We start from the raw sequence: 22938 nt of genomic DNA, 5'->3' as shown, positions 1-22938 counted from the left end.
GTGTCGCCGTGGGCCGGCCCGTGGACCGCGGCCGCATTGACGGCAACTTTATCCGATGTAGTATGTACTACATCCTGGATACGCGGAAGCCCGCTGTGCGATGACACTGTTCCGCGTCCGTCGTTCACAAGGGAGCGATCATGGCCGAGAGTCTGTCCGCCGATGGCACGCGGTTTTCGCAAGGATCGATCGAGCAGCGTTTCAAGATGCTCATCGACGGGAACTGGGTCGACAGCTCCACCGGCGAACACTTTCGGTGTACGGACCCGTTCGACGGGCAGGAATGGGGCTGGATTCCCATCGCGAGCGCGGAGGACGTCGACAAGGCCGTGAAGGCGGCGCGGCGCGCGTTCGAAGGGCCCTGGTCTCAGGTGCAGCCCGCCCGGCGGGCCGCATTGATCCGCCGGCTGGCAGATCTCATCGACGAGCGCGCGGAGGACCTCGCCCGCGCGCAGATCCACGAGAACGGCAAGCTCATCACCGAGATGCTCGGCGGCGCCCACTATTTCGCGAACCAGGCCCGCTACTTCAGCTCCCTCGCCGAGCAGGTTCACGGCGACGCCGTGACCGCGAACAACCCGAACGCGACTGTCTATTCAGAGCGGGTGCCGGTTGGTGTCGTCGCGGCCATCACCCCGTGGAACTCGCCGCTGGGGCTGCTCTCCCCGAAGCTGTTCCCCGCCCTCGCCGCCGGGTGCACCATCGTCATCAAGCCCTCCGAGGTCACGCCGACATCGACTCTCCTCCTCGGCGAACTCATTGAGGAAGCCGGATTCCCGGCGGGCGTGGTGAACATCGTGACCGGGTACGGCCGGCCCACCGGCGAGGCACTCGCCGGGCACCCCGACGTCGACAAGGTCAGCTTCACCGGCTCCGTCCCCACGGGCAAGGCCATCGCCGCGACCGCGGGTGGGAACCTGGCGCGGGTCTCTCTCGAACTGGGCGGCAAGTCCCCTGCCATCGTGTTCAAGGACGCCGACCTCGAGAACACCGTGCACGGGATCATGGCCGGAGTCTTCGCCGCCACCGGGCAGACGTGCATGGCCGCCAGCCGCATCCTGGTCGAGGATGCGATCCACGACGACTTCGTCCGCCTTCTCAAAGAGCGCGCCGAACGCCTCAGGCTCGGCGACCCGCTGGACCCTGCCACCCAGGTCGGCCCCGTCGCCTACCGCCCGCAGTACGACAAGGTCCTCGACTACATCCGGATCGGCCAAAAGGAGGGGGCGACCCTCTACTCCGGTGGCACGCGCCCGGACGACCGCGAACTCGCCAGGGGGCTGTTCGTCACGCCGACCATTTTCACCGACGTCGACAACGGCTCGCGGCTTGCGCAGGAGGAGATCTTCGGGCCGGTGACCGGCGTCATCCGGTTCAAGGACGAGGCCGACGCGGTTCGCATCGCCAATGACACTCAGTTCGGCCTGGGCGCATCGGTGTGGACCCAGGACGTCGGTCGCGCCCACCGCCTCATCCGCGGCCTCAACGCGGGCACCGTGTGGGTGAACGTGCACCGGTTGCTGACCAACACGGCCCCGTTCGGCGGGATGAAGGCGAGCGGCGTCGGTCGCGAGTTCGGCCTGGACGCACTCAACGAGTACACCGAACCCAAGACCGTCTGGATCGACCACGGGACCGTTCACCAGTTCGGTCGATGAGGCTCGACCGACGTGTCATCGCCCTCGATGCGACCGTACCGATCCCGGCCGTATGCCGGCTGCGGCCGATGAAGGAGCAGCGGAGTCATGAGTGACCGAATCCTCGAGGGTCTCGTCGCCATCGTCACGGGCGCGGCGACCGGTATCGGCCGGGGCAGTGCGTTCGCGCTCGCCGCCGCCGGCGCCTCCGTCGTCGTCGCCGACCGGGACGACGCCCAGCCCGTCGCCGCGAAGATCACCGAGGCCGGAGGGAAAGCAGTGGCCACCCGATGCGACATCGCGAACGACGACGAGGTGTCGGCCACGGTCGACCTCACCGTGCGAACCTTCTGCAGGCTCGACATCCTGCACGCCAACGCAGGCATCGCGCTGGGGCAGGCCCCCCTGATCGACGTCGACAAAAATGACTGGGAGCAGATGGTGTCGGTCAACCTCACCGGCACCTGGCTGTGCCTCAAGCACGCCGCCCACGCAATGATCAAGCAGGGCCGCGGGGGGTCGATCGTGCTGACATCGTCGGGCACCGGGCTGGCCGGCTTCCCGATGACCGGCGCATACGCGGCAACCAAGGCCGCGCTGATCAACCTCACGAAGACGGCGGCGATGGAACTCGCCGAAGCCGGCATCCGGGTCAACACTGTCGCACCCGGCACCATCGCCACAGACATGGTGCGTCGCGCCATCAAGGAGAACCCCGGGGTGGAAGAGCACCTGCGGCAACTGGCCCCGCTCCGGCGCATCGGGACGGTGGAGGAAGTCGCGAACGCCGTGGTCTGGCTGTCCTCGCCCCAGGCGTCCTACATCACCGGCGTCCCGCTGCCCGTCGATGGTGGCTATGCGGCTGGATGAGCGAACCCTCCGCCGGCCGTGGCAATCCGGATCGTCGGCGCATCCTCAGCAGGTTGCGGCCTAGTGCTCGATCTGGGCCAGCTTGCGCACGAGGCCCCGCACCCTCGCCGGCGCCGAGCCGGGCCGGTCAGATCGACTCACCGGCCCGGCCGCAGTCACCGTGGTCAGTGGTCGACCCAGACTTCTTCGGGCGAGATACCGAAGACCAGCAGGCGCGCTCCGTGTACCCGGTTGGCCACGGCGACCGAACTGGCGGGTGGGACGACCGGCAGGAACCAGACGTGGGATCCGCTGACCATAGCCTCCTGCAGTGTGCGGTAAGCGGCCTCGCGCTGATTCTCGTCCAGCGCGCCGCGGGCCTGGTCGATGGCCGCGTCGACAGCAGGGTGATCGCCCTGGGCGACGCGGGCTTGGCCGGAACGCCAGTAGGTGGAAACCAAGGGTTCGAACGACGCCGGCATGGTCTGGCTGAAGATCGCGACCTCGTAGTCACCGCGGGCGACTGCGGGGAAGTTGTCCGCCGCGGGCCGGACATCTACTGTGGCCTGCACGTTCCGGTAACCGGCAAGGAGCGACTGAATGGCTTCGGCCTTGGCGCAGACGCCGGGCGCGCACATGAGGCGGAAGCGAACCGGGCCGCCCAGGGTGGCAGCCGCCTCGTCGAAAAGCGACTGCGCGCCGCCCTTGTCGTAGCCGAGGAGCCGGGCGTTGGGGTCGTAGTCGGGGTGGTTCTTGGTGAGGAACGTCCGGGCGATCGTTCCCTTGCCTTGGTACATCACCGAGTTGAATTGCTGGGGGTCGATGGCCATGTTGACCGCCTTGCGTACACGCGGGTCGTTGAACGGCGCGGTCGTCTCGTTGAGAATCATCCATTCCGTCGACAGTTTGGGGGCGGTGAGCTGCTTCTCGCCCGCGTCCACGGCTTGCGCCCCAAAGTCGTGCTCGAGGGAGAAGGTCGCATCGCCCTCGCCGGAGGCGAAGGCGTTGAACCGGGTCTGCTCATCGGTGATGATGCGGTAGACGTAGTGTTCCACGTAAGGGTGTGGCGCGTCCCAGTACTTGGGGTTCTTGGAAAAGGAGAGTTCGGAGTCGGGTGTCCACTTGTCCAGCACGAACGCCCCGGCCCCGACGATCTTCGTGCCGACGGTGCCGTACTTGGCGCCGGCGGCCTTGACCGCGTCCGGCGAGGCCACGAAGGGGGCTGCCGACACCAGAATCCGGTCGAACAGCGAGTTCGGCGTTTTCAGCGTCAGCCGCACGTTCAGCGGATCGACGACGGCGATCCTGCTGATCGTCGAGAATGTCTGTGCCTGGGCGGTACCAGGCTTCCTTTCCCGTTCGAGGTTGAACGCAACGGCAGCCGCGTCGTAAGGTGTGCCGTCGCTGAACGTGATGCCACTGTTCAGGGTGATGGTCCAGGTGAGCCCATCGGTCGTGGTGATCGACTTGGCGGTCTTGGCGACGACCTTTCCGCTTTTCGGGTCGACGTAGCCGAGCATGTCGTACAACCCCGCCATGTAGTCGCCGCCGCTGCCGAGCGAACCGTTCAGCGCGCTTTGCTTGATCGGATCCAGGCTTGTCGGGTCGTACGTACCGAGCAAGGTGTATGTGCCACCGGGAGTCGGAGTCGAATCCGCCCCCTCCCCCGCTGAGCCTCCGCTCGAGCTACAGCCGGCCACGACCATCAGCAACGCGAATGAAACCGCCCACGACGCACGACGTTTCATCATCAATCCCTTCTATCAGAATGATTCAACCGAAGAAGCTGTGCTCCACAGGGGACGGTCAGGACCCGGGAAAGCCGCCGACACCAGGAGCTACTCGGCCCGCGTTGTCGAGTCCTGCCGGGCTCCGCCTGACGTCCGGGGCCCTCATTCTCGGCGATCTCGCTCAGGAGTTCCGCGGCAGCGAGTTCATCTTGCTGCGCGACTTTGTCGAAGCCCTTGACCGCGGGGTACCTGTACTTTCCGAGTACGGCGATCAGTAGCGCACTTACCACAAGCACCCCAATCAGAACCGGAATCACCGGATCGTAGGAGCCGAAAGTGTCGTACCCAACTCCCAGAAGCAGTGGACCGAATGCCGTTCCGATGACGAACACGGCCTGGAGCACACCGATGATCTCGCCGAAGGCTCGCATGCCGAGGTAGCGCGTGACGAGCAGTGGGAGAAGGTCGAGCTCGATCCCCAATGCCAGTCCGATGAGTGCTACGGCGACCGCCACGGATCCGAAGGGAGGGTGCAGGAAGAACAGCCCGGCGATCGGCGCCAGGATGACGATGGTGCCGGTAATCGTCGCGTGGACTCTGTCGAGGATGAAGCCACCGATCACGCGCCCGACAGTCGACGCGATTCCCATGATCGTGAGCAGGAATACCGCCTCGTTGACAGGGAGACCGCGGTCACTCATCAATGGAACCAGGTTCACCTGGACGCCGGTGATAACGATCCCGACAAGTCCGAGTCCAAAGCAGATCAACCAGAAGTGACGGCTGCGCAGCGCCTCCATGGACGTCAGACCGGGCACCCCCAGACTGATCTCGCGACCGTTCTCCTGGGTCTCTTTGATGAGCCTCCCGCGGACGTCTTTCTCAGCGCGGACACGAACCAACGCGGTGATTGCGCCGAGGCCGACCACGAGGGTGATCAAGGCGAGCACACCGTACGCTCCCCGCCATCCGAGGCCGACGATCAATGCTGCCGCGAGCAGGGGCGTCAGGGAGTTGCCTAGGCCCAGCATTCCGGATTGCACGCCGATCGCGAGGCCTCGCCGGTTGTCAAACCACGACACGATCGCCTTGGTGAACGGGATCATGACTCCGGAAGCGAAGACGCCGACGAAGAACCACGGGATCATGTACACCGCGACGACCGGAGGGGCCACGACCATACCGGCCATCGACAGTGCCACACCCACCATCGAGGGAACCGAAATGTAGCGCACCGCGTATCGGTCGAGCAGCCGCCCGACGATGAGCAGACCGATCGCCGTGCCGATCGCGGCAACCGAGTAGGCCCCGGTCACGGTCGCCCGGGAGAATCCGGTCTCCTTCGTGATCGGCAGGAGAAAGACCCCCAGGGTGGCCAGCACCATCGGACCGGGCGCGACGGATGTCGCGATGCCGCTGCCGATCACCACCCACCAGGGGTTCAGGGGCTTGCGCGGCGAACTTGATGCCATCGGTTCACTCCATTTTGAGCGTAGGGCTTCGACGACTTGCGTCTCTACTTCACCCGATCCCGGGAACCGCGATTTTCGCTAACCCGGCCGAAAGTAGGCGGACCTGGGAACACCGATCTTGCGGCGGGCCAGGCTCGGCTAGAGCGACTGATAGGTGGGGTCGGACGAGTCACGCCGACCGGAGACGAATTTGTCGGCGATGTCGCTCTCGACGATGGGGCGCTGTTCGCTCCAATCAAGGATGACCACTCGTTCAGTGATCCGCCACTCATCGTCGCGGCGCTCCAGGCGGTCCCGGTAGCGGCCAACATACGTGATCAAGTTCCCGCGAGGCTCCGAACCATCCCTTTGATAGCAGTATGCGGTGACGTAAGACTCAGCCTGCGCGGCATCGTTTCCGTGAAAGTCGATCAGGACGTTGTTGATGCCGTGCCACAACGCTGTGAGGCGGTTGTTGGCGAGAAACTGGTTCACGAAATCCTCCGCCAAGCCATCCGTAGCGCCGTGGCGGTCGAAAGCGCCAGGGTGGTACGATCCGCGAAGGAGGGATTCGTCAAGCCTGTCCATACCGCGGCTGAGCCTGTTAATCACATCGCGAATCTGTTCTCGGTCGATGAGTTCTTGTACGTCCACTCGTGCTCACCTCACGTCGTCGTCGGCGGCTGGTGCGCACCGATCGTAGCGGTGCAACCAATCACGAGGCGCCGATTCGTTTCACTGGCGAAATAGCCTGCGTGGCAACGGTTACGCTCGGCCGGCGATGCGCCGACTTCACCGTGGCGGCGCTGGATGCGACGCCATCATCGCGGAAGGGCGCTATCCGGCGGGCGCATCGCAGGGCATCATCTGCGACTGCCCGCCGTCCGCCACGACGGTCGTTCCGGTGATGTAGCCCGACTGGTCGCTAGCGAGATATACCGCGAGCCCGCCGATGTCGGCCGGGACACCGACGCGTCCAATCGGAATACGCCTTTCGATCCCGGCCCGGACGTCTTCCTGTGACAAAATGTGCGCGGTCGTGGCAGTCTCCACGAAACCCGGGACGATGGTGTTGATGCGGATCCCGTGGCGACCCACATAATCCACCAGCCCCTGGGAGAGTGAGTTCATGCCACCTTTCGCCGCATTGAAGTGCACAGCGCCACCCAGCGAACGCATCGACGAGATGCTGGAGACACCGATCAACGCCCCGCCGCGTCCTGCCGGGATCATCACCCGCAACGCCTCGCGGTAGAAGAGGAACACCCCATCCAGGTTCAGCGCCATCGCGTCGCGCCACATCGCGTACTCCATGTCGACAAACGGCGCGTCACCCACGTCGAGGATGCCGCCCGAATTCGCGACACAGATGTCGAGCTGCCCGAAGGCGTCGACCGTCCGGCCGATCAGGCCCACGACGTCCTCCTCGCGGGTCACGTCGGCCTCGACGGCGACGGCCTCCCCACCCGCGGCGGTGATCGCCTCAACGACCTCGGCGTTGCGCGCCTTCGTCCGGCCCGATACGACGACCCTCGCACCGGCATTCGCCAACGCTTCGGCGATCCCCCGCCCGATACCACTATTCGCGCCGGTCACGACCGCCACGCGAGCATTCAACGAGAACGCCGAAGACGTGCTCAAGAGTTCCTCCTGGATCTCACTGCTGACTACAGCGGCTCATGCGACGGCCGGCGTCCTCACGGCAGGCCCGCCCGAGGTGCGGGCGCCCGCAGAGAAAGCAGCGAACCATTGCGCGACACCTCAGCCTCCGCGTGCCGATGCATGGGCAGAGACGAACAGATGTAGAGGGTGTCACCGTCAGGACCGCCCAACATGCACGCGAAGACTCCCCTATCGCCGGTCGACACCTTCACCTCCCGCAGTACCTCCCCGCCCTCGGCCACCCGGAGAACGCGGCAGCCACCGGCATCGGCCACCCACACGGCGCCCTCGGCATCAAGGCACATACCGTCCGGCAGCATCACGGCCGCAGCCATGAACTCCACTGGATCGCACGGCACCGGAGCGGACCCGAACGCCGCCCAGGTGCGGCGGGGGCCAAGCTCTCCGCTCGGCTGGAGGGGGAAGGCGCTGATCCGTTGCGCGAATGATTCCGCGACCAACAAGCTGGCACCGTCAGGTGTGATCGCCATTCCGTTCGGGAACCAGACCTCCTCCCCCACGGGGGCCGCCGCGCCGTCAGGATCGACACGGACGAGCTGGGTCGGCCGGACGCGCGACCCCGGGGCGAACTCGAAACCCAGGTTGCCCACCCATACGCTGTCGTGGGCATCCACGATGAGATCGTTGAGGCGCGCCGGAACGATGCCGTTCAGGTCCGCGTAGACCGACCGCCGGCCGGCCGGGTCGAACCGCACCAGGGTGGTGTCGTTCGCGGAGACGACCACCAGGCTGCCGTCAGACAACCACCCCGACCCGCCCGGCCGGCCCGGGACCTCGTGCATGCGCTCCACCACGCCGTCCGGCCCCACCGCGACGATCTCCTGAGCGGGAATGTCAGACACCCACAGCCGACCCTCATGCCACCGCGGTGCTTCCGGGAACACCAATCCAGATGCAACCGTCTCCAGGTTCGCCACCATCAGACCTACCACCACCTGCTCCTCAACGGGGCTCGCGTTTCCGCCCTCCCCTCACCGAGACGGACGTTACGGAGGCGCACGTCAGGGCACCGAACGAGATTTCGCGGGCGAAACATTTGGTGCGACCACCGCTATCGGCCTCCCTGGAGGTGCGTGCCATACGTATGGACCTCCGTGACGAGATCGGCGTACGCTGGTGCCTCAGCGGCGTACGACACGCCCACGTTCGGGTCACGTTGGAGGATCGCCGCCTCTTCGAACGATCCAGGCGAAGCGAGAGCCCGCCGAGGAGTCCGAGTCAGCCTTTTCCATCACGCGCTGACGGAGTTCTATTCACAGCTCGGGAAAGGAGTACGGTGACCTCGCAGGTCGGTTATGCGGCGGACAGTGTTCTCGGGAAGTCGTCGGCGTTGGTGCGGTGCCGCAGATTCCCGATCCAGCCGGCGGAGAAGTCTTTGGGCAGGGTGCTATTCGTGCACGGCGGCGCGCACACGAGTGAGTGCTGGACAACGACACCGGACGGGCGGAAAGGGTTCGCGCCGATCTTCCATGGCGCCGGGTGGGACACCTACCTGGTCGACTTCTTCGATATCGGCCAACCCGACGACGCGCTCGGCCGAAAGACCGCGGACATCATCGACTCCCTGGTGGAACTTTTGGCGCTCATCGGGCCGGCCGTGGTGGTGGGTCACAGTCTGGGCGGCGCGCTGACGAGGAAGGTGACCGAGCGCGTGCCCGACCTGGTCACCGCAGCCGTGTTGCTGGCGCCGGCAGCGTGCGAATCGGTCAACGCCGACGCGCCCGCGGCGGACCCCACGCAACTCGTGCGGCTCACCCCTGAGATCGTGCGCGCCAGATTCGCCAACTCGGCGAAATTCCCGGTGAGCCACTTCGACATTTACCTGGAGAGTGTGGTCGCCTACGGACCCGACATGCGTGACGCCGCCATCGGGGTGACCGATGTGCTGAAAGTCGACCGTCAGCGAAGCACCGTATGGCAGACGGTTCCCACACTGCTGCTGCTGGCCGAGCAGGACCTGATCTCCACACCTCACCGTTCTTTGGAGGCTGCCGCGGCAATGGGCATCTCCCCCGTCTTCCTCGGCCGCGACTGGGACCTGTCCTCCGAACACGGCCACATGTACATCATCGAGAACGGAAGCGAACGGATCGCCGGGATGGTCGTGGACTGGCTCGAGCACATCTGACGGGGCACCTCCAAGCCTGGACGGCGCCGACTCACGCCGGTCGCGACAGCGACCACTCTGGCTGTACCGACTGGGTGGCTGCGTGCGCGGCGCGCCGGGCGGGCTCCACTCGGCCGCCCCCGACTGGCGCGCCACGCGCAGCAAATCCGACTTCGTCTCGCCGCGCATCGCCCGTCGCTGGCTGGGTCACCGGGCTAGGGAATTGCCACCCAAAGCAGAAGGCGGTCCCACAGCACCTCGCGGGTCGTCGCGGCGTTGTGGCAGTGTGCCGAGCCCGGGAGCCTGAAGAGGGTGACATCGCGCGAGCCGGCGAACTCGGCGACCTCGGCCGCCGGGTTGGCCGAGACGTCGGCGTCACTATAGGCGAGAAAGACCGGAACCTCGACCTTGCGAGCCACCGGCGCGAGCAGCCCGGGCCGATACATATCGATAGCGGCGTGGCGTGGCAGCACCGTGACCCCGGCCTCCTCCGCGCGCAACACCTCATCGGGAACATCCTCGGCATGGAAGAACGGCCGCAGCATCTCGCGCGGCATCTCCAGATAACCGCTCTCCCAACTCGCACCGGCCATCTGCTGTGTCAAACGAATTTGCTCTTCGCTGGACGGGCTGCTCTGGCCGTCCTCTGAGTAGGAACCGCCGACAACCTGCTCAACGAACGAGGTTCCCAACACCGCGATCCGCTCGAAGGGCCGGTGATTCGCCTGCGCCGTCGTCAGGATCAAGCCACCCAGCGAATGACCGACCCCCCGCATGCGCACATCCGGCTGCGGCGCCAGGCCGGCGAACGCACCAGTGCCCAGACCAGCCGCGAACGCTTTCGCGACATGCGCAACGGCCTCAGCCATCTCGGCCGCCGTCACCTTGTCCGCGTCCTCCGGACGCGAACTCGCACCCGTCCCGAGATTGTCCAGCGCCAGGATTACACAGCCACGCGCGACGGCAGCCTCGACAAAGCTGTACCCCGCGAGCCCCGGCACGTGCAGATCCCAATACGACCGGTCGTAGGTTCCTCCCGGCACCGCGACGAGTGCGACGACGTTTCCACTCAAAACCGGTGGTGCGAAAACAGTCCCCGCGATTCGCTGTTTCCCCGTCTGCGATAGCTCAACGGGGAAAACCACCTCCTCGGACGCCATCGAAGCCCCGGAGTCGGCAACCGTACCCGTTCGCGGAGATTGACCTGTGGCTGTGGTCGATTCGACCATCATCGACTCCCATCTAGAAGGCACCAACCCGTCAACCGCGCCAGCGCGGCATCAACTGACTGCTGACACCGGCGTGACGGCAGGCCGAGTAGGCTGAGTGAAGCGGCCGGCCATGCATGCTCGATGCGCGACCGGCACGATGACAATACGAAATGCTTGCCTCGCGCACAACGCTTCGTCGGAATAGTTTTCCTCGGACGTCACGCCGTCCGGCGCACACCGGGAGAAGCAGGCCACCAGGGTGAAATCGAAACTCGCACTCGGCCGTTCCCGCAGCCGGAAACAGCGTGATCCCGCCCGCTCCGCTGCGCGCGATCTCGGAGAGTCCGCGCCCACACCGGGCTATCGACCGTAGCCCCACTGCGCACCTCAGATGCGGTGAAATTGTTCCGGCAGCGGCGAACCGGTGCCAGGAAAGCGAAATCGCGCATCACGCAGATCATGCGACGGCCTACCGGCTCGGGGTACGTCAGCAAATCCCACGGTCGTACACCTCCGTGACGTCAGGTGCCGCCACTGCCGCCAACCTGCCGGGCACCCGTGGGGAAATCTGGCGTGCGTGGTGGCCGTTGCTTCCAATCGTCATGCAGTTGAGTCGGCGGGCCCGCGAGATGTCGCGCATGACCGACACGAGAGGCTCGATCCGGTCGCGATCGGATCGGCGGATCGGCGCCAGCACGGCCAGCACACCGATCAGGGTCTGGTCGACATCCAGGATCGGACACGAGACCGCGGTGACACCCCGGACGTATTCTTCACGACTGACCAGGACGCCCTCCTCGCGGATCCGCTCCAGCTGCGCCTGGTGGATGACCGGATCCAGGACGGTCCCCACGGTCATGCTCGGCACACGATCGGCCAGAAGGCGTTCACGTTCACTCTCCGTCGAGTACGCAAGCAGCCATTTACCGTAGCTGGTCGTGGCGATGGGGAACCGGCTCCCGATGGAGATCGGCACCCGAGGGAGCCGGGGACTCTCGCACTTCGCGACGTACATCATCATCAGGTCGTCGCTGCTGCGCTGAACGACCGCCGAAGACCATCCGGTCCGGATCGCGGCTTCCCGGATGACAGGTCGTAGAGCCCTGAGGAAGGCGGAGTTCTCCGCCGCCCGCGCCCCCAGCACCACAGCGTAGGAGCCGAGCGAGTACCGCCGCGACTCTGGGTCGTAACAGACCAGGTCGTGCGCCTGGAGCGTGCGCAGGACTCGCAGACAACTGGTCTTCGGAGCGTCCAGCTCGGCGCTGATCATGGATAGTGTCGCCGCCGACGTGCGGTGGCCCGACAACAGCTTCAGGACGCGGGACGCAAGATCCACCGCCGGCGCCACATAGACCTGCGACATCGTCGCGTACTCCGATCCGTCCAGCACAGCCCTGTGCGACTCTCGGCCCGCGAGGCACCAAACGCAGCCGGCTTCGCAGGCACCTGAGGCAGCATCGAGCTTGCAGCCTCCAGTAGCTATTATATAGCATAATATATCTGATGTCATACATAACACGCTAGGCACCGCGGACTCTTCGAGTGGAAACCAAACAGCCGGGTCGACATCGCAATCGGGCAGACGTCCGTAGTTCTCACCCGGCGCCCGGTGCGGAGCGGCCGGGGGTGTGGGCGTTGAATTCTCCGAGCAGCTTGTCACGATGCGCGCGGTAAGCCTCGATACTGCGCATCTTGATGTCCTCGTATCCCTTCACCATCTCCGGCAGCATCGCGATCTTTACCGCCACACTGTGGTTTTCGACGGCGAGGTCGGTGCTCAGCTGCTCGAGGAGAGTGCGGTAGTTCTCGACCAGTTCACGTTCGGTCCGCCGAAGGCCGGCGTATCCGAACACGTCGAGCCGGGTACCGCGCACGCCGCGCATACCGCGCAGGCCTCGGAAGACGGGGGTGAACCACGGGCCGAGCTTGATCTTGCGCTGCATGCCCAGCGCGCGCAGCACCGGCGGATGCAGATACCACGACACCCGGACCGGTTTTCCTTCCGAGACCGACTTGATCTTCTCACGGGCCGCCTGTTCCAAGTGGAGCCGCGCGACCTCGTACTCGTCCTTGTACGCCATGAACTTGTGAAGTCCGCGCGCGGCGGCCTCGGCAAGCTCGGTCGAGCCCGGCAGCACCCGCTCCTCCGCGGCGGCGACGCGACGTACCAGGTCCAGGTACTGCTTGGCGTAGCCCGCGTTCTGATATCCCGCCAGGTCGGGTGCGCGCACCGCGACCAGCCGCCCGACTTCGCCACCGAGACCGGACTCCGCGAGCCCGTCCAGCGACGAACCTCCGGCGGGCTGCGTGCTCGGCGCCGGCGCCACTCCTCCCGCGGCCAGCGCCTGTTCCACCCGTTCCCGGTCGGCGACATAGCACCGACCCCAGCGGAATGCCTGCAGGTTCATGCGCACGGCGACCCCGTTGAGCTCGATGGCGCGTTCGAGGGCCTCCGCGCTGACCGGGAGCAGGCCCTGCTGGTAGGCGACGCCCAGCCCGAGCAGGTTCGCCGACGTAGTCCGCCCGAACAGGCCCTCGGCGAGCTCGGCCAGGTCGAGGTACACGTTCAGGTCGGCTTTGCTGCGTTGCTCAAACTCGGCGAGGAATTCCCGCAGTTCCGGCTGGTGCGCATCGGTGCCGATCATGCGGCCCGTCGGGGTGGACGTTGTCGACGCCACGACGGCCGTGCGGTCGGTGGCGAGACCGGCGAGGTTGGCCGGTGCCATGGCGACGACCAGGTCGAACGCGAGATAGAGATCCACCGCCCCGGCGGGCAGCTTGGGGCTGGCGTTCGTCGGGCGATCGGTGATCCGCAGGTCCGAGACCACGGCCCCACCCTTCTGAGCCAGACCGGTCTGGTCCATACCGGTGACGTAGCGGCCGTCCAGCAGTGCGGCCGTGCCGAGGATCTGGGCGACGGTCACGACACCGGTGCCGCCGATACCGGGCATCCGCACCCGGAAGTCTGCGGGATCGACCCTGCTCACCGGCTCGGGTAGCTCGGTCGCCTCGATGTCCGGCGCCGACACTCCCGCCGCGCGGCCGGCTGACGTGCCGGCACGCCTTTGGTGCAGCTTCTGTCCGAGCCACCCGGCCGGCTCCACGGCGACGAAGGACGGGCAGTCCCCGTTGAGACAGGAGTAGTCCTTGTTGCAGGACGACTGGTCGATCGTGGTCTTGGCGCCGAACTCGGTTTCGATGGGCCGCACGGACAGGCAGTTCGACTTGGCGCCACAGTCGCCGCAGCCTTCGCACACGCGCTCGTTGATGACGACCCGCCGGGCCGGCTCGGGTTGCCGTCCGCGTTTACGCAGCCTGCGTGCTTCGGCCGCGCACTGCTGGTCGTGAATCAGCACGGTGACGCCAGGAGTGTCGCGCAGTTCCTCCTGCGCTTCGACGATGCGCTCGCGCGGGAGCACCCGCACACCCCTCGGAAGCCGGACCCCTTTGTAGCGGCTCATGTCCTCGGTGGTGATGACGGTCTTCTTCACACCGATCACGTTCATCATCTCGGCGAGCTGGGGCACCTCGAGCCCGCCGTTGGCGTCCTGCCCGCCGGTCATCGCGACCGCACGGTTGTACAGGATCTTGTAGGTGACCGTGGTGCCGGCGGCGACCGAGGCCCGGATCGCCATCTCGCCCGAGTGGAAAAAGGTACCGTCGCCGAGATTCTGGAAGAAGTGCCCCGTGTCGACGAACGGGGCCGCACCGATCCACTGGGCGCCCTCGCCTCCCATTTGTGTGACGCCCGTGATCTCACCGGCGAACGTGGGTGACATGAAAGCGACCATCGAGTGGCACCCGATTCCGGCGCCCACAAGGCTGCCGTCGGGCACGCGTAGGCTGGAGTTGTGCGGGCATCCCGAACAGAAATACGGCGTGCGCGGTATCAGTGGCAGGTTGATGCGCACCGGGTCGTGCGGCCGCACCCGCAGCGCGCTCTCGTCGATGCGGGTACGCAACCGGGACAGCAACGGGTCGGTCATGACGTCCGGGTCGAGGCCGCCGTGCGCGGGCAGGAAAGGCCGGCCCCGCATATCCTGCTTCCCCAATACCTTCGGGGCATCCGCGCTTCCGTACAGCGCATTGCGGACCGCGTACTCCAGCCGTGCGCCCTTTTCCTCGACGACGACGATCTCGTCGAGACCACGAGCGAACTCCTTGATCACCTCCTCGTCGACGGGAAAGACCATGCCCAGCCGCAACAAGCGGATGCCGCGCCGCTTTATCTCGTCCTCCCCGAGTCCGAGCTGACGCAGCGCCTCGACGACGTCATAGTGCAGATGGCCGGGTGCGATGATCCCCAGCCATGCCTCCCGGCGTGCGCCGGTGATCTGGTTCAGCCCGTTGAGCCGTGCGTACTCCAGTGCGGCCGGCAGCCGCACCTCATAGATCTCACGTTCGACCTGCAAGATTTGCAGTGGCGACAACGTCGACGGCTCATCTTTGCCCAGCGGGCGTCCGTCGACCCCGATCGGCTCCAGACACGTGAGCCGCTCGGGGTCCACCACCGCGGTGCCGGAGCCGTCGGCGATGGAGTTGGTGACCTTGAAACCGGTCCACAGTCCGCTGACGCGGGACAGGGCGATGCCGTGCAAGCCGAAGTCCAGCACCTCTTGGATCGAACCCGGATGCAGGGTGGGCAGCTGGAGTTCCGCGAGCTGTCCCTCCGAGTTGTTGGGCAAACTGGAGGATTTGCAGGTGGGATCGTCACCGACGAACGCGAGGACGCCACCGGTGCGGGTCGCACCGAAGTAGTTCGCATGCCGGATCGCGTCTGCTGCCCGGTCCACTCCGGGCGACTTCCCGTACCAGAAGCCCGCGACACCGTCACATTGCAGCTTGCCGAACCGCATAGCGGTCTGGCTGCCCATGACCGCTGTGACACCCAGCTCCTCGTTCAGCCCGGGCTGATGCACCACACCGAGCCCGCCGAGCAGTTCGGCCTGCCGGTGCAGTTCCAGGTCGAACGCTCCCAAGGGGGACCCCGGATACCCGGAAATGAAACCACGGGTGCGCAAGCCCGCTCGGTGATCCGTGCGGATCCGGTCGGCGATCACCCGCACCAGGGCCTGCAATCCCGTCAGGTAAATACGTCCTGCCGCGTCCTCGTACTTGCTGTGCAAGTCGAAGTCCTTCGCAGTGGTGTCGAGTGTGCTCATCGGATGACCTCTCGTGGTTTGCGGCAGCGGCCGTGGCCGGCTGCATATTTCGATGGCGTCATTCCCAGGCGACTTCGAGGCCTTCGAGCGCCCGCAGCACAAAGGAATCTCGCCAACGCGGCTCCGCGACCAGCCGCAACCGCGGATAGTCGGTGATCAGACGCGTGAACACCGCCTGTGCTTCGATTCGAGCCAAGTTCGCACCCAGGCAGTAATGTATTCCGCTGCCGAAAGCGAGATGCGGATTGTTCGTCCGGGACACATCGAACGTGTCCGGGTCGGTGAAAGTGGCCCCGTCACGGTTGGCGGAGCCGAGGACGGCGTACACGGTGTCACCCCGCGGAATCGTCACCCCGCCGACCTCGACGGGCTCGACGGCGATACGTGTCAGTGCGTTGCGGGCCGGTGAGTCGAAGCGAAGCATTTCCTCGACCGCGTTGGGGACCAACGACGGATCCGAACGCAACAGCTCGAACTGGTCCTCGTGGCGGAGCAAGGTCAACAGCCCGTTCGACACAAGGTTCGCCGTGGTCTCGTGCCCCGCGATGTGCAGCATGACCGCCGTGGAGACCAGCTCGTCACGTGACAGCCTGTCCTCGTCGACGCCGATCATGTGGGAAATGAGGTCATCGGGACGGCGAGTGCTGCGCACGCGTTCGTCGGCCAGCGCATTGAAGAACTCCAGGCAGGACGTCGCGGCCGCCTCCCTGGCTGCCTGGACCGCCGCCGGGTCATCACCCGGCTCGAGCACGGACAGGGTCGTCGCCGCCCAGCGCGCGAACTCGTCCATGTCGTCTGCCGGCACGCCGAGAAGTTCACAGATCACCATGACCGGCAGGCGCCGCGAGACTTCGGCGTAGAAGTCGAACGAGTCCTTGTCGCGCACGGCCTCCAACAGATCGCGGGTCAGCTCGTCGACCCGGGCCCGCCAGCGAGCGACGCCGCGCGCGGTGAAGAAGGGCGCGACCACCCGGCGGAGCCGCGTGTGATCCGGTGGGTCCCGTCGAAGCAGGCTGAACGCGCTCAGGCGACGGCTCGGCGGTAGCGTCGCCGCGTCGAGCGCGACGCCCTCCGCGGCCAGCTCGTCGCGACTCCACGAGTTTCCGCGCAGTACGCCGAGCACGTCGGCGTACCGGGTGACCAGCCAGCGCTTCTGCGAGCACTCCAGCACCGGCCGCTGCTCGCGGAGCCGGGCGTAGAGCGGATACGGGTCCTCCCGCGCCACCCCGCGCCGTGGGTCCCCCGGCGTCAGGAACCACTCCGCTTCGTCTTCGACCGCGACGTCGCGCTCTGCCTCTTGCACCTCAAACCTCCTATTGTGCGGCGGGCGGCCGCTGTGAACGCCATCCCGACGCGAGACGGATCTGCCGCACATTCACCGTTCGACGACCGTCATGACGGTCGCGCCACCGGGTTCGGCGGTCATTTGCAGGCCGAGGCGACCGCCGGTCGCCTCGAGGGCGTTGAGCATCGTCGCCATCATGCGGCAACCGGATGCGCCCACCGGGTGACCGAGCGCCAGAGCGCCGCCTCGAGGATTCAACATGCGGGAGTCGACGCCGAACTCGGCCTGCCAGGCCAGGGGCACCGCGGCGAACTCCTCCAGAACCTCGTAGTGATCGAACTGCCCGACCCGCAGTCCACTGAGCCGGAGCACCATCTCGGTCGCCGCGATCGCGCCGGACAACATCGGCTCGTCCGGATCGCCCGCCGTGTGGCAAAACGCGCGGATCGCGGCCCTTGGTCGCATTCCCAACCGTACGGCGCGCTCGCTCACGAGGAGCACCGCGGCGGCACCGTCGGCCGACGCGGCCTCATGGCCGTTCACGGCATTCCCGTCGAGCGTCTCGTCGGTTCGGACCACGAGCGGTTGCGCAGCCGGGTTCGCGATCGCGATATGGGCGATCTCCTCCAGGAAGTCGCCGGGACTGCAGGCCGCCGCGCGTGCCCGGGAACGGACCGCGAACGCGTCGAGATCGGCTCCGGACAAGCCCCATTTCTCGGCGATCGACGCCGCCGCGGCCGCAGTGGACCGCGTGCGTGTCCCGGTCCGGCCGGTGGCCGCCTCCGTCTCGGGGCCGCTGCCGCGCGGACTGGTCGTCGATTCGACACCGGCCGCCACGACGAGGTCGGCCGCGCCGGATGCGATCGCCTGTGCCGCCTGATTGACCACTTCCTGTCCAGCGGCATTCCCACCGGGTACCGTCACGATCCGCGCGTGCTCAGCAATCCCGGCGTTGTCCGCGGCAGTGCGGACGATCGCGTCGGGCTGCCGTGGGCAGGCCACGAACAGGGCATCGACTTCGCGCGGCTCGACCGCTGCCTCGGACAGCAGAGCGCGCACCGTCTGGCCCAGCAGGTCGGCGGCAGAGACATCGCTGAACATACCGCCAGGTCCGGCCTTACCCAGGGGCGACCGAACCGCGTCCAGAATCAGTGCTTTGTTCATTTCGGTCTGCCTTTGGTCAGCTCTCGTCCGAGCCCGCACGAGGCTTGCCACCGACCGAAACGAACCTGCTCGTCAACTGATCGAGACGCGCCAGGACGTCGTCGTCCAGCCCCTTCTCGGCCGCCGCGACCGGCGCGTCGAGTTGTTCGGGCCGGCTGGCCCCGACGACGGCGGAGACCACGGCGGGCTGGGCCAGGGCCCATCCGGTCGCCAGTTCGGTCATCGACCTGCCCACCTCGTCGACGAGTCCGCGCAACTCGTCGATCGCGTCGAGCTCGGCCTCGTGCCAGTAGCGTTTGCGGTAGATGTCCGGCCCGAACTGGCCGAGTGTGAAACGGGTGCCCTCGGCCGGCGCGTCCCGCTTGTGCTTGCCGGTCAACAGTCCGCCCGCGAGGACGTTGAACGGCAGGACCGCCACGCCGTCCTCGGCTGCACACGGGAACAGCTCGGCCTCGGCGTACCGCGCGAGCAGGCTGTAGCGCGCCTGTACGCTCGAGAATGCCTCGACCCCCAGCGCTGCCGAACGCCCGACCGCACGAGCGAGCCGGTAGGCCAGGCTGGTCGAGCACCCGATGTAGCGGACCTTGCCGCTCTTGACCAACCCGTCCAGCGTCACCAGTGTCTCGTCCAGCGGGGTCCGGTCGTCCCAGCCGTGGATCTGCAGGAGGTCGACATAGTCGGTGCGCAGCCTGCGCAGCGACCCCTCCACCGCGTCCAGGACGTGTTTGCGCGACAAACCGGCGTCCCATTCGTTGGGCCCGGTCCTTCCGTGGCACTTCGTCGCGAGGATCACGTCGCCGCGATGCTTGCCGAGCCACCCTCCGATGATCTCCTCGGTCTTGCCGGTCGAGGCGACCATGTCGTCCGTGAGCGGGTAGATGTCCGCGGTGTCGATGAACGAGATGCCGCGGTCGAGGGCGTGATCGAGAATCCGCTCGGACGCCGCGCGATCGCATTGGGCGCCGAAGGTGGAGGTGCCCAGGCACAGCCGCGACACGCGCAACCCCGTTCGCCCCAGCTGCCGGCTTTCCATCAGACGGTGCTCCCCGGTGTGTTCAAGGTCCAGCCGGCCGGAACCGGATGGCGGTAGAGCGCCGTCGCGTTCTTGTGGGTCACCAGCTCGACCTGTTCCGGGGTGAGCGCGGCCAGCTGGTGGTCCAGCGCGGCCTGGCAGTCGGGCCAGGTCGAGTCGGCGTGCGGGTAGTCCGTTTCCACCAGGATCTTCGTCTGGTCGACGAGGTCGAGCATGGCGAAGCCCTTGGGGTCGTAGAACGACGTGAACCAGAAGTTCCGCTGTAGCACTTCACTCGGTGTCAGCTCATAGCCACCCCACGTGCCACGGTCGGGAGTGGTGCGCTGATGCTGGTAGTCGATGCGGTCGATCATCCACGGCAGCCAGCCGATACCCGCCTCCGACATCGCGATCTTGATGTTCGGGTAGCGCACCGGCACCTTCGCGTAGATCCAGTCGAGAACCGCCGCCATCGCGTTCACCGTGAAGAGCTTGCCGACGACCTCGATCGGCGAGTCGGGGGTCGGTTTCATCGTCGAGGAGGACGAGCCGATGTGGAGGTTGATTACCGTCTCGGTTTCCTCGCAGGCCTTGAGGAACGGATCCCACTCCTCCGAGTAGATCGAGGGCAGGCCCAGCTTGGCCGGGTTCTCGCTGAACGCCACGGCCTTGAATCCGCGTTCGGCGTTACGCCGGATCTCGGCGGCGGCCTTCTCGGGATCGGGCAGCCAGGTGACCTGGCAGGGAATCATCCGGTCCGGGTACGGGCCGACCCAGCCCTCGGCGATCCAGTCGTTGTACGCCTGCATCGAGGCGAACCCGAGTTCCCGGTCGGCCATCCGCATGAACCGCTGGCCGGCGAACCCGTAGATCATCGACGGGAAGCTCAGCGAGGCGGCCACGCCCGCGAGGTCCATGTCCGCGACACGCGCGTGCACGTCCCACATCCCGCGGCGGACCTCGTCGAAACGGACCGGGCCGTTGAACGACTCCGAGATCAGCTCCCAGCTCACCAGGGCATCGGCACCACTGACGGGCACCAGCTCACCGTCGAAGTTCCAGAACTCGCGGCCGTGTTCGCCCTCGACGACGTGCGGTGTGCGGTCGGCGAACCGCGCGGGCAGCCTGCCGTCGAAGGTGTCGGGCGGCTCCATCAGGTGGTCGTCCACCGAGATGATCGTGAAGCGCCGGTCCCGCGGAGCCGGGTCCTTGCGAACCGGCGGCACCTGCGCCGCGTGGTTCTTGCGGGCGAGCACCAACATGTCATCGATCTGCATATCCGCTGTGTCAGTCACTTCTACTCCTCGGAGTTCAGCAATGGGAAAGGGCCACTGCCGCGGCTGCGGTGGGATCAGCCAGCGCCGAGCCGGCGGCGGCCAAGCCCAACGCGCCGGACATCGCCAGGCCCCCGGCATAGGCGACGTGGTAAGTGCCCGCGGCATCCACGCCGGCCGCCAGCAGCCCCGTGATCGGCTCCCCGTCTGTGCCGAGCACGCGCGCCCACCGGTCGACCCGCAGCCCACCATGCGTGAAGGTGATCGCGGGCTGCACCTCCATCGCGTAGAACGGCGGCCGCACCAACACCCGGCGGTTACCGGCACGGGCAGGTCCGAGGCGGTCATTGCCCGCAATGACCGCCGCGTTGAACTGCTTCACGGCCGCGTCAACTCCGCGGTAGCCCCAGGCCGCGACACGCGCTTCCACCTCGCGCCAGGTCGCTTCCCGCACGACGTGGGCTCCCGCAAGCTCGGCTTCCCGCGGCCGGTCCACCTGCTCCACCGCGCCGCGCCTGTTCGTGTCGGCCGCACGGACGGTCTCGTCGAACACGAGCAAGGCCCGCTGGTCGGGCTGCCGGCAGACGGCCTGCGCGTTGCGGTAGTAGCCGGCACTCTCATCGACGAAACGCTGACCAGCCCGGTTCAGGAGCAGACTGTGCGGGCTGAGCCCGAACTGCGCGAACCGGATGTAGTCCTTCGGCTCGAGACCGCCGGCCAGTGGGTAGGGGACGGTATGCCCGTACCACCCGTCGAGATTCGGGGTGAGTGCGGCACCCACCGACCGGCCGAGTCGCAGACCGTCACCGGTGCTGTACGGGTTCGACCTGACCAGCACGTCGGCGGTGAACGAGCCGAGGAACTCGCGCCGCAGCTCACGGTCGCCCTGGAAGCCACCGGTCGCGAGCACCGTGTGCGGCGCGCGCAGCTCGGCAACCCCGTCCCGGTCCCGTACGACGGCACCGACGACCGCACCCTGCCGCGTGCTCAGCCGCAGCACCGTCGCGCCGGTCGCGACCACGCCGCCGGCACTCTCCACGATCGTCCGGCACCGGCCGATGTATCCGATGACATCGAACTTCCGGATCACCGCCGGGAACCCGCCGGGCGCGGATCCCGCGTCGAGTTCGCGCTTCTCTTCGATCTCGACGCCGGTCGACGCGATCCAATCGGCGACCTCGGCCCAGGTCGACACGACCAACTCGCCCAGGCCGGGGTCGCCCATCGGATTGATACGGCGCATCGTCTCGACGTCCCCGGCGGTCCACAACCCGCCCCCGGACAGCACCGCGGAGCCCCCGATCGCGGGGGCCTTCTCGATCACGACCACTTTCGAACCGGCGGCCGCGCACCGCGCGGCCGCCGTCATACCGCCCATTCCCGCACCGATCACGATCAGGTCGGCCTCGAGCAGATCCGCACTCGGACCGCCGCCATCGCGGTTCGTCATGCCGCGCTGCCCTCCGCCGGCTTGCCGGTGTCGGGAGTAAGCCCGGCACGCTCGGCGAAGACGTGCATGCTCTCGTGCATCTCGGCGAAACTCTTCGTGTGGTGGCCGTACGCGATCCACATCATCTCGGCGCCCAGTTCCTGGTACGCGGGGATGTCATCGATCGTCTCGACGACGGACTTGCCGCGCGGCGAGACCGCCAGCGTGACCTCGGCCGGATCCCGCTGTGCCTTGTCGGCCATCTCCAGGAACTGGTCGAGACAGGCGCGGTACTCCTCGGGACTGTGCACCACCGCGAGCCAGCCGTCGCCACGCCGGACGACCCGGCGGATAGCGGGCTTCGACTGGCCACCGATCCAGATCGGCGGCGCCGGACGCTGCACGGGCCGCGGCTCGAACAGCACGTCGGTGAAGCTGGTGAACTCACCGGAGAAGGAAGGAACCTCCGCCGTCCACAGCTCGCGGATCACGTCGATCGCCTCGTCGGTGATCGCTCCGCGCCGCTCGAACGGGACGCCGAGCGCCTCGAACTCCTCCGCCATCCAGCCGGGACCGACACCGAGGATGACCCGGCCCCGGCTGAGCACGTCCAGCGTCGCAACCTCCTTCGCGACCACGACCGGATTCCGGTAGGGCAGCACGAGCAGCGCGGTACCGATCTTGATCCTCGACGTCAGTGCCGCCACGTAGTTCAGCACGCTGAGCGGCTCGAGAATCCGGCCACCATCGCTGAGGATGAACCGGCCGTCGGGACGGTGCGGATACCGCGAGCCCAGCGCGGAGGGATACACCACGTGGTCTCCGACGAACAGCGCGTCAAAGCCGAGCGACTCGGCCGTCCGCGCCGCGGTCGCCAGGTTCGCGGTGACATCGCCGGTGGCGTTTCCGCCCGTATGCGGCAGGTTGAGCCCGAAACGCATGCA

General features: G+C 66.9%; 17 protein-coding genes. 3 read left to right on the top strand and 14 right to left on the bottom strand.

The window, feature by feature from the left end; all coding sequences use genetic code 11:
* The first annotated feature begins 140 nt into the window (after positions 1 to 140).
* Together F8568_RS31565 and F8568_RS31560 are read left to right on the top strand one after the other, a co-directional pair.
* Positions 141 to 1658: an aldehyde dehydrogenase gene (locus F8568_RS31565; RefSeq protein ID WP_151597343.1), complete on the top strand. Its 1518-nt coding sequence runs from the start codon at positions 141 to 143 to the stop codon at positions 1656 to 1658.
* Positions 1659 to 1745: 87 nt separating this feature from the next.
* Positions 1746 to 2507 carry an SDR family NAD(P)-dependent oxidoreductase gene (locus tag F8568_RS31560; RefSeq protein ID WP_151597342.1) on the top strand — a complete coding sequence of 254 codons (762 nt, stop codon included), beginning with the start codon at positions 1746 to 1748 and terminating at the stop codon, positions 2505 to 2507.
* Between the two features lie 164 nt (positions 2508 to 2671).
* Here F8568_RS31560 and F8568_RS31555 read toward each other — a convergent pair whose 3' ends face one another.
* From F8568_RS31555 to F8568_RS31535, 5 genes are all read right to left on the bottom strand, one after another.
* Complete coding sequence (locus F8568_RS31555; protein ID WP_160573827.1) at positions 2672 to 4108, bottom strand: ABC transporter substrate-binding protein; 1437 nt, start codon at positions 4106 to 4108, stop codon at positions 2672 to 2674.
* A 128-nt stretch (positions 4109 to 4236) separates the two neighbouring features.
* Positions 4237 to 5688 (bottom strand): MFS transporter, encoded by a 1452-nt coding sequence (locus tag F8568_RS31550; protein ID WP_202125587.1) that lies wholly within the window; start codon positions 5686 to 5688, stop codon positions 4237 to 4239.
* A 138-nt stretch (positions 5689 to 5826) separates the two neighbouring features.
* The gene (locus F8568_RS31545; protein WP_151597340.1) at positions 5827 to 6321 is read right to left on the bottom strand and encodes a nuclear transport factor 2 family protein; all 495 of its coding nucleotides are present in this window, start codon (positions 6319 to 6321) and stop codon (positions 5827 to 5829) included.
* A gap of 183 nt (positions 6322 to 6504) precedes the next feature.
* Positions 6505 to 7308: an SDR family NAD(P)-dependent oxidoreductase gene (locus F8568_RS31540; RefSeq protein ID WP_160573826.1), complete on the bottom strand. Its 804-nt coding sequence runs from the start codon at positions 7306 to 7308 to the stop codon at positions 6505 to 6507.
* A 56-nt stretch (positions 7309 to 7364) separates the two neighbouring features.
* The gene (locus tag F8568_RS31535; RefSeq protein ID WP_160573825.1) at positions 7365 to 8282 is read right to left on the bottom strand and encodes an SMP-30/gluconolactonase/LRE family protein; all 918 of its coding nucleotides are present in this window, start codon (positions 8280 to 8282) and stop codon (positions 7365 to 7367) included.
* A 344-nt stretch (positions 8283 to 8626) separates the two neighbouring features.
* Between F8568_RS31535 and F8568_RS31530 the strand changes: the two genes are divergently transcribed.
* Complete coding sequence (locus tag F8568_RS31530) at positions 8627 to 9478, top strand: alpha/beta fold hydrolase (RefSeq protein WP_160573824.1); 852 nt, start codon at positions 8627 to 8629, stop codon at positions 9476 to 9478.
* A gap of 194 nt (positions 9479 to 9672) precedes the next feature.
* Here F8568_RS31530 and F8568_RS31525 read toward each other — a convergent pair whose 3' ends face one another.
* The 9 genes from F8568_RS31525 to F8568_RS31485 all read right to left on the bottom strand — a co-directional run bounded on the left by F8568_RS31525 (position 9673) and on the right by F8568_RS31485 (position 22935).
* Complete coding sequence (locus F8568_RS31525) at positions 9673 to 10617, bottom strand: alpha/beta hydrolase (RefSeq protein WP_160573823.1); 945 nt, start codon at positions 10615 to 10617, stop codon at positions 9673 to 9675.
* 538 nt (positions 10618 to 11155) lie between these two features.
* Positions 11156 to 12031: an IclR family transcriptional regulator gene (locus tag F8568_RS31520; protein WP_160573822.1), complete on the bottom strand. Its 876-nt coding sequence runs from the start codon at positions 12029 to 12031 to the stop codon at positions 11156 to 11158.
* Positions 12032 to 12263: 232 nt separating this feature from the next.
* Positions 12264 to 15830 (bottom strand): indolepyruvate ferredoxin oxidoreductase family protein, encoded by a 3567-nt coding sequence (locus F8568_RS31515; RefSeq protein WP_151597334.1) that lies wholly within the window; start codon positions 15828 to 15830, stop codon positions 12264 to 12266.
* A gap of 58 nt (positions 15831 to 15888) precedes the next feature.
* Positions 15889 to 17133 carry a cytochrome P450 gene (locus F8568_RS50700; RefSeq protein WP_160573821.1) on the bottom strand — a complete coding sequence of 415 codons (1245 nt, stop codon included), beginning with the start codon at positions 17131 to 17133 and terminating at the stop codon, positions 15889 to 15891.
* Positions 17134 to 17205: 72 nt separating this feature from the next.
* Entirely contained in the window at positions 17206 to 18279 is a 1074-nt protein-coding gene (locus F8568_RS31505; RefSeq protein WP_151597332.1) for a thiolase family protein, read from the bottom strand.
* 16 nt (positions 18280 to 18295) lie between these two features.
* The gene (locus F8568_RS31500) at positions 18296 to 19312 is read right to left on the bottom strand and encodes an aldo/keto reductase (RefSeq protein ID WP_151597331.1); all 1017 of its coding nucleotides are present in this window, start codon (positions 19310 to 19312) and stop codon (positions 18296 to 18298) included.
* On the bottom strand, positions 19312 to 20586 hold the full coding sequence (locus F8568_RS31495; protein ID WP_202125586.1) for an amidohydrolase family protein: 1275 nt from the start codon (positions 20584 to 20586) through the stop codon (positions 19312 to 19314). Before F8568_RS31495 ends, F8568_RS31500 begins: the two co-directional genes overlap by 1 nt.
* Positions 20587 to 20602: 16 nt before the next feature.
* Positions 20603 to 22015, bottom strand: coding sequence for an FAD-dependent oxidoreductase (locus F8568_RS31490; protein WP_151597330.1), 1413 nt, complete (start codon positions 22013 to 22015; stop codon positions 20603 to 20605).
* The gene (locus tag F8568_RS31485; protein ID WP_160573820.1) at positions 22012 to 22935 is read right to left on the bottom strand and encodes an LLM class F420-dependent oxidoreductase; all 924 of its coding nucleotides are present in this window, start codon (positions 22933 to 22935) and stop codon (positions 22012 to 22014) included. Before F8568_RS31485 ends, F8568_RS31490 begins: the two co-directional genes overlap by 4 nt.
* Positions 22936 to 22938: the final 3 nt, after the last annotated feature.

The organism is Actinomadura physcomitrii (assembly GCF_008923205.2).
In the GTDB taxonomy this organism is placed as follows: domain Bacteria; phylum Actinomycetota; class Actinomycetes; order Streptosporangiales; family Streptosporangiaceae; genus Spirillospora; species Spirillospora physcomitrii.
The sequence above is the reverse complement of the archived record's forward strand: the minus strand, read 5'-3'. Positions and strand labels throughout refer to the sequence as shown.